The 13,049-nt window shown below is 40.8% G+C and carries 11 protein-coding genes; 4 read left to right on the forward strand and 7 right to left on the reverse strand.

Going from position 1 to position 13,049, the window contains the following annotated elements; translation table 11 throughout:
* Positions 1–7 precede the first annotated feature (7 nt).
* The 3 genes from J3L18_RS10625 to J3L18_RS10635 all read right to left on the reverse strand — a co-directional run bounded on the left by J3L18_RS10625 (position 8) and on the right by J3L18_RS10635 (position 1,907).
* Complete coding sequence (locus J3L18_RS10625) at positions 8–346, reverse strand: Rieske (2Fe-2S) protein (RefSeq protein ID WP_129571182.1); 339 nt, start codon at positions 344–346, stop codon at positions 8–10.
* Positions 343–1,065: a hypothetical protein gene (locus tag J3L18_RS10630; RefSeq protein WP_129571183.1), complete on the reverse strand. Its 723-nt coding sequence runs from the start codon at positions 1,063–1,065 to the stop codon at positions 343–345. The genes J3L18_RS10625 and J3L18_RS10630 overlap by 4 nt, the downstream gene beginning before the upstream one ends.
* Before the next feature lie 77 nt (positions 1,066–1,142).
* Positions 1,143–1,907 (reverse strand): hypothetical protein, encoded by a 765-nt coding sequence (locus J3L18_RS10635; RefSeq protein ID WP_129571184.1) that lies wholly within the window; start codon positions 1,905–1,907, stop codon positions 1,143–1,145.
* Positions 1,908–2,222: 315 nt separating this feature from the next.
* Here J3L18_RS10635 and J3L18_RS10640 point away from each other — a divergent pair, with 315 nt between their 5' ends.
* Both J3L18_RS10640 and J3L18_RS10645 read left to right on the forward strand, forming a co-directional pair.
* A complete protein-coding gene (locus J3L18_RS10640; protein ID WP_090525991.1) occupies positions 2,223–2,846 on the forward strand; it encodes a 7-carboxy-7-deazaguanine synthase QueE in 624 nt (207 codons plus the stop codon).
* Positions 2,847–2,884: 38 nt separating this feature from the next.
* Positions 2,885–4,789 (forward strand): OmpA family protein, encoded by a 1,905-nt coding sequence (locus J3L18_RS10645; RefSeq protein ID WP_129571185.1) that lies wholly within the window; start codon positions 2,885–2,887, stop codon positions 4,787–4,789.
* Positions 4,790–4,877: 88 nt separating this feature from the next.
* On the opposite strand, the gene recQ is transcribed toward J3L18_RS10645, so the two are convergent.
* A complete protein-coding gene (gene recQ / locus J3L18_RS10650; protein ID WP_129571188.1) occupies positions 4,878–7,070 on the reverse strand; it encodes a DNA helicase RecQ in 2,193 nt (730 codons plus the stop codon).
* A gap of 260 nt (positions 7,071–7,330) precedes the next feature.
* Here recQ and J3L18_RS10655 point away from each other — a divergent pair, with 260 nt between their 5' ends.
* The gene (locus tag J3L18_RS10655) at positions 7,331–8,416 is read left to right on the forward strand and encodes a mannose-1-phosphate guanylyltransferase (protein ID WP_090525993.1); all 1,086 of its coding nucleotides are present in this window, start codon (positions 7,331–7,333) and stop codon (positions 8,414–8,416) included.
* A 153-nt stretch (positions 8,417–8,569) separates the two neighbouring features.
* On the opposite strand, the gene rlmB is transcribed toward J3L18_RS10655, so the two are convergent.
* Positions 8,570–9,340, reverse strand: coding sequence for a 23S rRNA (guanosine(2251)-2'-O)-methyltransferase RlmB (gene rlmB, locus J3L18_RS10660; protein WP_091163917.1), 771 nt, complete (start codon positions 9,338–9,340; stop codon positions 8,570–8,572).
* 305 nt (positions 9,341–9,645) lie between these two features.
* Between rlmB and dnaB the strand changes: the two genes are divergently transcribed.
* A complete protein-coding gene (dnaB, locus tag J3L18_RS10665) occupies positions 9,646–11,211 on the forward strand; it encodes a replicative DNA helicase (protein ID WP_091163915.1) in 1,566 nt (521 codons plus the stop codon).
* Between the two features lie 78 nt (positions 11,212–11,289).
* Here the strand turns inward: dnaB and chrA are convergent, their stop codons facing one another.
* Complete coding sequence (gene chrA, locus J3L18_RS10670; RefSeq protein ID WP_129571534.1) at positions 11,290–12,489, reverse strand: chromate efflux transporter; 1,200 nt, start codon at positions 12,487–12,489, stop codon at positions 11,290–11,292.
* A gap of 176 nt (positions 12,490–12,665) precedes the next feature.
* Entirely contained in the window at positions 12,666–13,007 is a 342-nt protein-coding gene (locus tag J3L18_RS10675) for a tetratricopeptide repeat protein (RefSeq protein ID WP_112654867.1), read from the reverse strand.
* Positions 13,008–13,049: the final 42 nt, after the last annotated feature.

The following is a 13,049-nucleotide window of genomic DNA, read 5'->3' on the forward strand; positions in this document are numbered from 1 at the left end:
CAACCATTTACTTAAACCCAGACTTCAGCTTGTCCCAAAGCGTGTTTACACCTACGTAAACACCATCGTCCCTTACTTCCACAGGATAAGTTTCAATAAAATCATTTTGCCCTTCGCCACCTTTTCCTGTTTCAAGATTATAAGTATAGCGATGATATGGACAAACGATCAGCTTCCTCACGCACAGGCCTTCGCTTAAATCGGCTCCGGCATGGGGGCATTTTGCTGATACCGCATAAAGTTTACCTTCAAAGCCTACCAGGCAAATACTTTTACCGCCAACCTTAACCTTTTTTATAAATGTGCCTTCCATATAGACTAATCCCAAAACTTTATACCATTTCATTTATCGAATATATTAACAAAGGGATTTAAATCGGGATTGTCCAGATCAAAGCTGAATTTTTCATAAGCTATACGGGATAACAAGATCTTTACTGGCAGGGCTTCTTTAAACCCGTTCATATCATAATAATATACAAACTTTTTTTCCGCTGTATCCCACCTAAAGCCAAGATTTATTAAAGGATATCGAGATGCTATATCATCGTCATCAAAGTCTGTCGAATCAACAAAATTATTGTACTGTGAATCTAACTGATGGCTGATTTTTAAAAACTCTCCGGAGACTTCAAAATCAAGATTAAAATTTTCTTCTGCGCTCAGGCACAACCTGAATTTTCTAATTCGCCTTTCATACAAATCGAACAATGCGTTGTCAATTACCTGGCTATCATTAAAATAAAGATCTGTTTGCTGCCGGTTTAATTTTTCAAGTTCATTTCTCGTTTCAACTATTTGCTCTTTATCAAAAGCAGAACGTTCGCCATCTTCAAAAGAAGAGCCCATCCACCTAATCCATCTTTCAAGTAAACTCTTTTTAACGTAAAAAGTATCTTTAAACCGCTTTAATGCGCCAAGATGACTATCTAAACGCCAAAGGCCTTCTTGTTGATAATGGGCATATAAATAGTCATACTCAGCAAGGCTTTTCTTAATTGATACTTCAAGCGATTTCTTTTCACCTTCAAAATATTCGATAATTTGGTCAAGGTCAGATTTCATGAGTACAAGTTATGCACTGCAAGTTTCAAAATCTAATATTACGCCAACATTTCTGAATCTTATTGAGCCAACCAATTTTAAAAATCAATTTTCAGATTCATCACATTTGGATTCTTAATTACCTCGTCCATGCTGGTAACAAGCGTAACTTCCCTCCTGTCGGCCGAGAGCATTGCCTTTGAATTATTGATCTTCTTTACAGGATGAGCAAATCTCAGGATCACCTTATAGGGCATGTCGATCAGCATCGCCTTTGCCATCATAAAAGTAGCCTGAGTTTTCTTTAAAAAAGCGTTAAACTTAGCTTTATCAATGATGCGGTAAAATTTATGAGGAGTTATATCATACGAGTAGTAGTCCTGCCCTCCTACCATTTGCCGTGCGTCGAATGGCTTATTCGTTTTATCGGTGGTGGTGATAGCGCTTATCTGGGTATTAAGTGCAATTTTTGATACATTTTGTAAGTAATATTGCAGGTCTGCGGCGTTTTTTGCCGTATGATTAAGTGTTACTTTCATAACACTCTTTTTAAGGTTCATATTCACCGTTAGCTCACTGCTTTTGGCCATTTCAATTTCTTCAGCTTTTAGTTTTTGCTGCGCACTGTCGGGTATAGCACTATAAAAGTTAAGCGTAGTGTCCTTAACCAAACTAAATTGAGGCGTTTCCTTAACCGAATCAGACATCAAATTAACCAATACCGATACTGCCCTACTCATATCAAAGGCGTAGGCAACTTTACAGGTTCCGTCGCTTTTAAAATCGTAATGCTCTTCAATATCTACACATGAACTAAAACAAAGCACTGCCATTAAAAATAAAGGAAGGTAAAGCTTTTTCATCTCCGGATATAAATTAAGCGTTAACGATACAGTTATTGCATTTTACGAAAAGGGATTTAATTGGTTATCTTAAAATTAAAGTAATTATAACAATTATAAATGAAAATAAAAAAAGGCAAAAGGATAAAGGTGAAAGGCAAAAGGTATTTTAGCATGTACTTTTATTTTTTTTATAATGTAATTTGATGATAAAGCCAAGACCTTTCACCTTTGGCCTTTTACCTTTCGCCTTATTAAGGTACTTCCATATTACCTTTTGGCTTTCACCTTTTAGCTTTCGCCTATATTTCAGTACCTTTGCACCCTCAAATAACTATGGCACACCAAATACCAGACGACGGCACGCTGCTTCCTTTAATGGAAGAGTTTTATACGATACAGGGGGAAGGGTACAATACGGGCAAAGCCGCATATTTTATTCGCCTTGGCGGCTGTGATGTAGGTTGCCATTGGTGTGATGTTAAAGAAAGTTGGGATGCCGAGTTACATCCCCTTACCGCGGCTGATACAATTGTGAGCAACGCCGCCCTTCATCCTGCAAAAGCTGTTGTAGTTACCGGTGGAGAGCCGCTTATTTACAACCTTGATTATTTGACCCACAACCTCCACGAAAAGGGAATAAAAACATTTATTGAAACTTCGGGCGCGTATCCGCTTTCGGGCGATTGGGACTGGATTTGCCTTTCACCCAAAAAATTCAAAGCGCCTACGCCAAACGTGGCCGAATGTGCCCACGAGTTAAAAGTGATCGTTTTCAATAAATCCGATTTTGAATGGGCCGAATATCACGCCAAAATGGTATCACCCGACTGTAAGCTTTACCTACAGCCCGAATGGTCAAAATCCAAAGAAATGACCCCGCTGATTGTGGATTATGTAAAAGAAAACCCGCAATGGGAAATTTCACTACAAACACATAAGTATCTGAATATTCCATAATCTTTGTAACTTACGGTATTAATTATCCTAAGTTACAAATGAAAATTGCAGTATTATTGGTGCTTGCATTGTGTTTACCTGCTTTGCTTGGCGCCCAGCAGCAAACCCGGTATTCGTCATCCAATAAAGAAGCTGTAAAATATTTTGCTACCGCTTATCAAAACCTTGATGAACATCTTTATGATGAGGCGATTCAAAACTCGCTTAAAGCTATTAGCGAAGATTCAAAGTTTATAGAAGCGCGGTTATTACTCGCCGACCTGTACCGAATGAAGCGCATGTACAAGCCAGCTGTTGAGCAATACGCTAAAGTAATTTCACTTAGTCCGGAATTTAACAGGGGAGTTTATCTCAAAGCCGCTGAAATGGAAATCCACGATGCAAGCTATACACAGGCCCAGCAACACCTCGAAAAATATCTTACCTACCCTGATATCAGCCCTCAAAACAATACCTACGCAAAAAAACTGCTTGCCGATGCCAAATTCAGTGTTCAGGCAATGACCCATCCGGTGCCATTTAAACCTGTAAATATCGGCCCTGAAATAAACACTGTTAATGACGAGTACCTCCCGGTTGCTACAGCCGACGAAGGCACGTTGATATTTACCCGAAAGATCAATAACAACGAAGACTTTTATAAAAGCGAAATGATAAATGGCAAGTGGAATACTGCCACTTATTTAAGCAACCAAATTAATACTGAAAAATATAACGAAGGTGCGCAATCCATATCGCAGGATGGTAAATACCTGTTTTTCACGGGATGCAATCGCCCCGACGGTTTAGGCCGTTGTGATATTTATATTGCTCAAAAACGGGGAAATGACTGGGGTAAACCTGTTGACCTGAACCCACCGGTAAATACGTCGGGCTGGGAATCTCAACCCTCGATAAATGCCGATGGTCGCACGCTTTATTTTGTAAGCAACCGTAAGGGTGGTTATGGCGGTTATGACATTTGGAAAAGCACGCTGGGTGAAAAAGGATGGGGCGAACCTGAAAACCTTGGCCCCAATATTAATACCCCCTACAATGAATTATCACCGTTTATTCACCCTGATGACAGTACACTTTATTTTAGCAGCGATGGCTGGCCGGGTTTAGGCAGCAAGGACCTGTTTGTTAGCCGCATGGATAGAGACGGTAAATGGCAAAAACCCGAAAACCTTGGATATCCTATCAATACCAGTGGTGATGAGGGCGGCTTATCATTAACTGCCGCCGGAGATTATGCTTTCTTTTCATCGGATAATTTAAAGGGTTTGGGCGGTTATGATATTTATAAGTTCGAGCTGCCTGTAAAGTTGCGGCCCCATTTGGTAACGTATGTTAAAGGCTTTGTAAAAGACGTAAAGACGAAAGCCCCCCTTGAAGCTGCAATTGAGATTATTGACCTGGAAAGTAATTTGCCGGTTTACCAGGATTACAGTGACGATGAACAGGGGGACTTTTTAGCCACATTAACGTCGGGCAAAAACTATGCGCTTAATATTTCAAAAAGCGGATATCTGTTTTATTCCGAAAACTTTTCGCTTAAAAATTATAAGATTAAAAGCCCGTTTAACATTGTGGCACTGTTATCACCCATTGAAATTGGCAATAAGGTAATCCTTAAAAATATTTTCTTCGATACTAATAAGTTTGACCTTGAAAAGGAATCAAAAGCCGAACTTGCCAAGCTCATTGAATTTTTAGGGGTAAACTCAACTACCCGTATTGAGATCTCAGGTCATACAGATAATACAGGTAATCACCAGGGTAACCAAACCTTATCTGAAAACAGGGCAAAGTCTGTTTATCAATATCTCGTGTCGAAAGGAATTGCCCCTACCCGCCTTGTTTACAAAGGATACGGTGAAACGCAACCGATAGCATCCAACACAACAGAGGAAGACAGGGCAAAGAACAGGCGTACGGAATTTATGATCATAACTAAATAAAATTAAAGCCAACAGCAGTAATCAGGGGAAAAGCAAAAAGCCTTCAGAATTTAATCTAAAGGCTTTCTTTATCAGAACTTTTCAGCAACTAATTCCCCAACTCCGACATGAATTTGATACGCATTAACTGCACCTCTTCACGGGTGTAATCATCACTGCCCAGTTCGGCTAAGGCTTCATCAATAGAGTCGGCTTCTGCAGTGCGGAAATAATCAAATACTTCTTCCTGCTTATCTTCGTCAATCACCTCATCAATATAGTAGTTCAGATTGAGCTTTGTTCCTGAGTTAACGATAGTTTCAACTTCTTTCAGGATCTCCTCATAAGTAAGACCTTTTGAAGCAGCAATATCATCAAGGTTTAAATGCCTGTCGATATTTTGGATAATGAACACTTTAAGCGCCGATTTATTGGCAGCACTCTTGATCACCATATCAATTGGCCGGTCAATATCGTTATCCTCTACATATTTCTGGATCAAATCCGTAAAAGGTTTACCAAATTTTAGCGCCTTGCCTGCACCAACACCCGAAATTTGTTTAAGCTCTTCGGTGTTGATCGGATAATGGGTGCACATCTCTTCTAACGAAGGATCCTGGAATATTACAAATGGTGGCAATCCTTTTTGTTTGGCCAGCTTTTTACGCAGCTCTTTAAGCATTTGCAGCAATTGGGTATCAAGTGCACCGCCGCTTTGTTTTGGTCCGTCATCATCGTTGTCATCGTCAGCAGCCTCCATTACCTTATTCAAAACAAAACGGATACTGTGCGGATTCTCAATAAAGCCAATGCCACTTTTAGTGAGCCTTAAAAGCCCGTATTGATCAATGTCTTTTGAAATGTAATTGTTGAGTAACGCCTGCCTTAAAAGCGAGTTCCAAAGATTTTTACCTTGTTCTTTGCCCGAGCCGTAATAGTCAAGCTGATCATGCTCATAATTTTTGATCTGCGAATTTTCCTCACCCATTAATATGCTGAGGATATGGTGGTCGTCAAACTTTTCGCCAATATGCTTAATCAAACTTAATGCCCTGTGCAGGTGCTCCTCCCCATCAAAATGCTCTTTATGGGTGCAGCAATTATCGCACATATTATTACAGCCTGCCTCATTGAAGTTTTCGCCAAAATAATGCAACAACTGTTTACGACGGCAAACCGATGATTCGCAATAGTCAATAACTTCCTTAAGTATCTGAGTACCTATTTCACGTTCTGAAACAGGCTTGTCTTTCATAAATTTCTGAAGCTTATCAATGTCCTTCTCCGAATAAAAAGCCACGCAAACACCTTCTCCTCCGTCACGCCCGGCCCTTCCTGTTTCCTGGTAGTAGCCTTCCATACTTTTAGGCACATCATGGTGTATAACGTAGCGAACATCGGGTTTATCAATACCCATACCGAATGCAATCGTAGCAACAATAACATCAACATCTTCCATCAGGAATTTGTCCTGGGTTTCTGCACGCACTTTAGGATCAAGCCCTGCATGATAGGGCAATGCCCTTACCCCGTTAAGGTTCAACGCCTCGGCAACTTCCTCAACCTTTTTGCGGCTAAGGCAATACACAATTCCCGATTTGCCCTGGTTTTGTTTTACAAATTTTACAATCTCTTTGATAACATTACGCTTGGCCCTAACTTCATAAAACAGGTTGCCCCGGTTAAATGACGATTTAAATACGGTAGCATTATTCATTTGCAGGTTTTTTTGAATATCCTGCTGAACTTTTGGGGTAGCCGTAGCTGTTAGAGCAATTATGGGAATATTTTCGCCTATGTTACTGATCACCTGGCGTATTTTACGATATTCGGGCCTGAAATCATGCCCCCACTCCGAAATACAATGCGCTTCATCTACCGCCACGAATGAAACGTGGTTAAGGCGTAAGAAATCAATATTTTCCTGCTTGGTTAACGATTCGGGGGCTACATATAATAACTTGGTTTTCCCCGCAAGTACATCTTCCTTAACCTTGCCTATCTCTGATTTTGTAAGTGATGAATTTAAAAAATGGGCTATACTATCTGATCCTCCAAACGCCCTGAGCTGATCTACCTGATTTTTCATCAGGGCTATCAATGGTGAAATTACGATTGCCGTGCCATCGCTCATCAAAGCTGGTAACTGATAACACATCGATTTGCCGCCACCGGTAGGCATAATAACGAATGTATCATTACCGGCCAAGATGTTGGTTATTATCGCTTCCTGTTCTCCCTTAAAATTATCAAACCCGAAAAAATTCTGGAGATTGTCAAATAGCGATTTCTTTGTTTCTATCATTATTTTAACAAATTCTTAAATTGTATTTAAAAGTTTAAAGTAACAAAATTTTCTAAATAAACGATGGATTTACTTTTAAATTTTATGCAAAAATGATGATTAGATGAAAAACAATTTCATTGCTCGTTCATTTAAAGAACCAGACAAATTTGTGGTTATGCCCACCGTTAAATTATTTAGCTACACTTAATGGATAATTAACAAATTATTACACATTTTTACGGTCGATATACCAAATTAAAATTCTTTACTTGCTCATGAATAAAAACTATTATGCGATAATTATGGCTGGAGGGATTGGAAGCCGCTTTTGGCCGATAAGCCGTACATCGCACCCTAAACAGTTTATAGATATACTTGGTACCGGTAAAACCTTAATACAAAACACCTACGAACGTTTCCTGAAAGTTTGCCCCAAAGAAAATATTTACGTTGTTACTAACGAAAACTACACCAAACTGGTAAAACAACAATTGCCCGATATGGAGGATCAGCAGATTCTTACCGAACCGGTAATGCGTAATACGGCACCTTGTGTTGCCTATGGCTGTTTTAAAATTGAAAGTCTTAACCCCGATGCAGCTATTGTTGTAGCCCCTTCCGATCAGCAGATCCTGGATGAAGATGCTTTTGTTGCCGCTATCGAAAAATCATTGCAAACCGCCGCTTCAAATGATTATCTGATAACCCTGGGCATTAAACCATCAAGGCCCGATACCGGTTACGGATATATTCAATACACTGATAACGTTATCAATGATGAGTTTCATAAAGTAAAAACCTTTACCGAAAAACCCACTCTTGAAATAGCTAAAACCTTTATTCAAAGCGGCGACTTTTTATGGAATGCCGGCATCTTTGTTTGGTCGGCCAAAACTATTGTTAAGGCCTTTAATCAGTACTTGCCCGAAATGCATGAGATCTTTGCTGATGCGAAGCCGGTTTATAACTCAGACGATGAAAAGTCTTATATACACAAGGCTTACCAGCAATGCGTTAATATCTCGATAGATTACGGCATTATGGAAAAAGCAGATAATGTGTATGTATTACCTTCGGATTTTGGGTGGAGCGATCTGGGTACCTGGGCATCAATATATGACCTTGCCGAAAAGGATTATGTAGGTAATGCCGTTATCCCTGCCGAAAAAGTGATCATGTATGACTCTTCAAACTGTATGGTAAACGTGCCGGGCGAAAAACTGGTAATATTGCAGGGGCTGCATGATTATATCGTAGTAGAATCGAACAACTCCCTGCTCATTTGCCCCCGCGACCAGGAACAGAACATTAAACAGGTTGTGGCTGATGTAAAAAGTAAATTTGGAGCGAAGTATATTTAGCCCCCTCCGCCCCCTAAAGGGGGTACCTACTTACAATCACTCTTTAGCTGTAATGCTAAACAAGAAAAGCTTTGCCACGGCAAAGCTTTTCTTGTTTAAATACTTTTAAGTTTAATACGACAGATAAAAACCAGCCGTAAGTAAGCACCCCCTTTAGGGGGCGGGGGGGGTTCTCTGCCTCACTGCCTCATACAAAATCACCCCGGTAGATACCGATACATTCAACGATTCAATTTCGCCGAACATAGGGATCTTGGCCAGGTGGTCGGAGATCCGGATGATCTCGTTACGAATGCCGTCTTCTTCCGATCCCATAACGATGGCAGTAGGTACGGTATAATCCGGAGTGTAAATATTGTCCTGTGTTTTCTCGGTACAACAAACCAGTTGCAAGCCCGATTCCTGGAGGAAGCGTACAGTTTGCATAAAATTATCATGCCGGCAAACAGGGATTTTGTATAATGCGCCGGCCGATGTTTTAATGGCATCAGGATTTATCTGCGCCGAGCCTTTGGCTGGGATCACGATGGCATGCACACCGGCACATTCGGCAGTACGGGCAATCGCACCCATGTTCCTTACATCAGTAATGCTGTCTAAAACTAAAATTAACGGCGTTTCCCCCTTTTCAAATACTTCTGGAATGATGTTCTCTATCTTTTGATAAACAATAGGCGAAATCACAGCTATAACTCCCTGGTGATTTTTCTGGGTAATGCGGTTTAGTTTTTCAACCGGAACCTGCTGTGCGGTTATCTGATATTCGTTCATCAGTTCTTTGAGCTCCTGTATCAGGCCACCGCCTATGCCTCGCTGTATAAATAACGCCTCAATCTCTTTACCCGAGCGAATCGCTTCTACTACCGCCCTGATACCAAAAACCATCTGATTGCTTTCGCGCTGAGGCCTTGAATTAAATGCCATTTTATGATTTAAATTTTGGCAAAAGTAGCTATATTAATTGATTAAGCCGTTATTGAACTGATAACCCTTTTGGGTTTACCGGCGTTTGAGTGCAGATGCTATCAACACTTGAAAACTTTATTAACATTGACTCAATTAGCTGAAAATCAATCAGCCCAAATACCCTTAAAAAGTTATCAACACTGAGGTGTTTATTAAAAACCTTAAAATTATCACCCTGTGTATGATTATTTTAAAATGCCGATACACTATGTTAGGTGTTTACTTTGCCTGTCGAAGCGTTTTTTGTATATTTTTGTACCCTTATGAGTTTTGAGAATAACAACCAGTATAACAAGCCAAATACTTTTGAACGCCGCAGCCGGATCCCCAATCCTACCCCATTCATTGCAGGCGGCAAATTGCAGCCACAGGCTACGGATTTGGAGGAAGCAGTTTTAGGCGCCCTTATGCTGGAGAAAGATGCCCTTTCATCTGTTATAGATGTTTTAAAACCCGAAGTTTTTTATCAAACCAATCACCAAAAGATTTTTTCTGCAATAAAAATCCTGTTTGAAAAAACACAGCCTGTAGACATCCTTACAGTGACTGCCGAATTGCGCAGGCTGGGCGAGCTGGAAATGGTTGGCGGTGCTTACTATATTACTGAACTTACAAGCCGCGTTGCATCAGCCGCCAATATCGAATTCCATTCGCGCATCATCATTCAAAAATTTATCCAGCGCGAACTTATCCGCATTTCTACAGAGGTGATCAACAATGCATATGAGGATACTGCCGACGTATTCGACCTGCTCGATATGGCTGAAAAAAATCTGTTTGAAATAGCCCAGAGTAATTTACGCCGCGATGCCCGTAATATGGACGATCTTGTTCATGAGGCCCTACGCGACATTGAAGCCCTGAAGGATAAAAAGGATGGCTTAACAGGTGTTGCCTCTGGCTTTACCAACCTTGACCGGATGACGTCAGGTTGGCAAAAATCAGATCTGGTGATCATTGCGGCACGTCCGGCGATGGGTAAAACAGCTTTTGTATTAAGCTGTGCCCGTAACGCAGCGGTTGATTTTGACAAACCTGTTGTTGTATTTTCGCTGGAGATGTCATCTGTACAGTTAGTTAACCGTTTGATAGCCGGCGAGGCAGAAATTGAGCAGGAAAAAATACGTAAAGGCACACTTGAAGAATGGGAATGGCAGCAGGTACACTCTAAAATTGGCAGGCTTGAAAAAGCAACGTTCATCATTGATGATACACCTGCCCTAAACATCTTTGAGTTCAGGGCAAAATGCCGCCGCTTAAAATCACAGTATGATATCCAGTTAATCATTATCGACTACTTACAGCTGATGCATGGCAAAGCTGAAGGCAAAGGTGGCGGGGGCAATCGTGAGCAGGAAATCAGTAGCATTTCTCGTGCTTTAAAATCAGTTGCCAAGGAGCTCAGTGTGCCGGTAATTGCACTTTCGCAGTTAAGCCGTGCGGTTGAAAGCCGGCCGGGCAACTCAAAAAGACCAATGCTTTCAGACTTACGTGAATCGGGCGCTATTGAGCAGGACGCCGACATGGTATTATTCCTCTATCGTCCAGAATATTATGGTCTGACCGAAGATGAGGACGGTAATCCAACCCAGGGTGTGGGCGAGGTAATTATAGCCAAGCACCGTAACGGTGAAACAGGTACTGTTCGGCTTAAATTTGTGGGCAAATATGTTAAGTTCACAAATCTTGAAGAAGGTATGGATGGCTTCCCCCCTCCCGCAGGTAACGCTTTCGCAGGCCTTGCCCCTTCGCAGGATTTTGAAAAGCAGAGTAACTTCATTATACGTCCTTCAAGAATGGACGACATAGATGATGAGCCTCCGTTTTAATCTCATTTCGAATGTGGGATTTTCGATTTCGGATTTATTTAAAGACAATATCCGAAATCAAAAATGCGAAATCGCAAATCAAAATATTATTCCTAAAACCACACCGATAATGATCACTATCGGTGTTTTTATTTTGGTAAAATGCAGCACCAGGAAGGTGCCGATCATTAAGGCATAGGCTGTCCAATTTAAGCCAAAAGGCCTTACCAGTAAAATCAGCGCAGTAGCCATAAAACCTACAGCTACTGCATTTATACCGCTCAGTGAGTTTTTTATACGTGTAATCTTCTTCAGATCCTCCCAAAACGGCACAATAAACAGGATAAGGATAAGGCCTGGTGTATTGATGCCAATAACAGCAACCAGGCTCCCAATTACCTGCCCCCAAATAGTGTATCCCTTGTTGCCAAGCGTTATGCCGCCCAAAAACGAAGTAAATGAAAATGTAGGCCCGGGCAAAGCCTGCTGCAAGGCATATCCCGACAAAAACTCCGACCGGCTTAAGTAATGCTTAACCTCAACAAATTCGGTATACATGAGTGGTACCAGCACCTGTCCTCCTCCAAAAATAAGGATGCCGTTGCGGTAAAAGTTTTCAAATAAACGGATTGGTAAACTTAATGGGGACGTTTGATTTACAACCGCACCTAAAGCAGCAAAAAAAAGCAGAATCCCTATAAAGTAAGCTACTTTATTAGGGTTTACATTTGAATACAGCTTTACCCTCAATTCGTTTTCATGCTGCTGGGTTTCCATGGCCGATGATATAATGCCGCCAAGCAATATTAGTATCGGGAAGGCATAAGCATTTTGAAGGATGAGTGTCACAATCAGTGAACCAATAGCCAGCATGGTGCTGACCCTGGTCTTCAAAAATTTATTGGCAAATGTATAAGTGGCATAAGCAACTATGCCTACCGCTATAGGCTGTACATAACTGATTACATGAGCAAATTTGGCCTTATTAGCAACCATACTGTAACTGATAGCCGCCATACACATAATAGTAGCCGAGGGCAGGATCCAAATTAAAAATGTAATAATAGCCAGCCTAAGTCCACCCACTTTCCATGCTATCCCAACCAGCGTTTGGGTTGACGAAGGGCCGGGCAATACCTGCGATAAGGCATTAAGCTCCATCAACTCATCTTCGGTAATATATTTTCGTTTTTCAACAAACTCGCGCAGTAAAACAGCAATGTGGGCCTGCGGCCCGCCAAAAGCGGTAAAAGTATAAATTAGCACATCCCGAAGGAATATAAGTTGCCGTTTTTTCATTCTTTAAAAAAGATCATAGTTGATGGTTCATAGTTTGTGGTGATAGCTCTTAAGACCATGCTTTATAGCCTAATATCAATTATTATAAGTAAACTCATTTAGTTTATAAAGCTAAAACCTAAAGGTCATTATTCAGTTGCCATGAACTATGAACCATCAACTATGAACCCTAAAGGCTAATAATCGTCATCGTCTTCTTCAAAACCCATTGCTTGCCTGTACACTGCCTGCAATTCAGAAAAAGCATGGTTATCGCGCTTTTCTTTTGTCATTTTCATGCCGGTTTCATAAGTTTTAATGGCGTCATCCTTTCGGTTTAACGCTTCATAAAGCTTACCCAAATGATAATAGGTACCTGTATAGCCGGGGTGGTTATTTACCAGGTCTTCATAATAGGCAAGTGCCTTATCTGTCTCATTCAGACGCAGATATTCAGTTGCCAGGGCATATTTCAGAAACTCATCATCCGGTTCATTTTTTATAAATTCCAACAGCTTATTCAATCTGCTTAACTCCATTTTAAACTCTATCTTTTTTAACTAAATTTGCAAAAACCTATT

Origin of the sequence: Mucilaginibacter gossypii (genome assembly GCF_017569325.2) — a bacterium.
In the GTDB taxonomy this organism is placed as follows: domain Bacteria; phylum Bacteroidota; class Bacteroidia; order Sphingobacteriales; family Sphingobacteriaceae; genus Mucilaginibacter; species Mucilaginibacter gossypii.

Bases quoted from the DNA above. Each gene is read 5' to 3' on its own strand.
- J3L18_RS10675 (WP_112654867.1), bottom strand. From the start codon at position 13,007: ATGGAGTTAAGCAGATTGAATAAGCTGTTGGAATTTATAAAAAATGAA.
- dnaB (WP_091163915.1), top strand. From the start codon at position 9,646: ATGAGTTTTGAGAATAACAACCAGTATAACAAGCCAAATACTTTTGAA.
- J3L18_RS10655 (WP_090525993.1), top strand. From the start codon at position 7,331: ATGAATAAAAACTATTATGCGATAATTATGGCTGGAGGGATTGGAAGC.
- J3L18_RS10640 (WP_090525991.1), top strand. From the start codon at position 2,223: ATGGCACACCAAATACCAGACGACGGCACGCTGCTTCCTTTAATGGAA.
- J3L18_RS10645 (WP_129571185.1), top strand. From the start codon at position 2,885: ATGAAAATTGCAGTATTATTGGTGCTTGCATTGTGTTTACCTGCTTTG.
- J3L18_RS10625 (WP_129571182.1), bottom strand. From the start codon at position 346: ATGAAATGGTATAAAGTTTTGGGATTAGTCTATATGGAAGGCACATTT.
- rlmB (WP_091163917.1), bottom strand. From the start codon at position 9,340: ATGGCATTTAATTCAAGGCCTCAGCGCGAAAGCAATCAGATGGTTTTT.
- J3L18_RS10635 (WP_129571184.1), bottom strand. From the start codon at position 1,907: ATGAAAAAGCTTTACCTTCCTTTATTTTTAATGGCAGTGCTTTGTTTT.
- chrA (WP_129571534.1), bottom strand. From the start codon at position 12,489: ATGAAAAAACGGCAACTTATATTCCTTCGGGATGTGCTAATTTATACT.
- J3L18_RS10630 (WP_129571183.1), bottom strand. From the start codon at position 1,065: ATGAAATCTGACCTTGACCAAATTATCGAATATTTTGAAGGTGAAAAG.